Annotated in this window: 1 pseudogene; it reads left to right on the top strand. The window is 74.6% G+C overall.

The annotated features are described in order from the left end of the window. Nucleotides 1–500 (top strand): annotated as a pseudogene (locus FOE67_RS28155) (hypothetical protein); the annotation flags it as partial.

Genomic DNA, 500 nt, shown 5'->3' with positions numbered 1-500 from the left:
GCGAACCGACGGTGGGGCTGTTGTGGTTGGCCGTCGCCGGGGTCGGGGTGGTGGTGGGCGCGGTCGGCACCTGGCGGGTGCACCTGGCGGTGGCGGCCCTGGTGGAGCCGCTGCGGGATCTGCTGGTGCGGCGGATCACCGATCGGGCGCTGGCCGAGGCGGTGCGGGCGGGACGGCCCGGGGACACCTCGGTGGTGTCCCGGCTGACCCATCAGACGGAGATCGCCCGGGACGGTTTCGCGGGGCTGGTGCTGATCACCCAGGCGTTCGTGTTCACGGCGGTGGGCGCGGTGGTGGGGCTGGTGTGGTTGGAGCCGCTGCTGCTGGTCGTGGTGGTGCCGCCACTGGTCACGGGGCTGGTGGTGCTGGTGTGGTCGCTGGGCCCGTTGGCCCGTCGGCAGGCGGCTCATCTGGTGGCGGAGGAGGAGTGGTCGCGGTCGTTGGGGGCGACGGCGGTCGGGTTGCGGGACGTGGTGGCGGCGGGCGCGGAGGAGGGGGTG

This window comes from Streptomyces calidiresistens (assembly GCF_014141525.1).
GTDB classification, from domain to species: domain Bacteria; phylum Actinomycetota; class Actinomycetes; order Streptomycetales; family Streptomycetaceae; genus Streptomyces; species Streptomyces calidiresistens.
The sequence above is the reverse complement of the archived record's forward strand: the minus strand, read 5'-3'. Positions and strand labels throughout refer to the sequence as shown.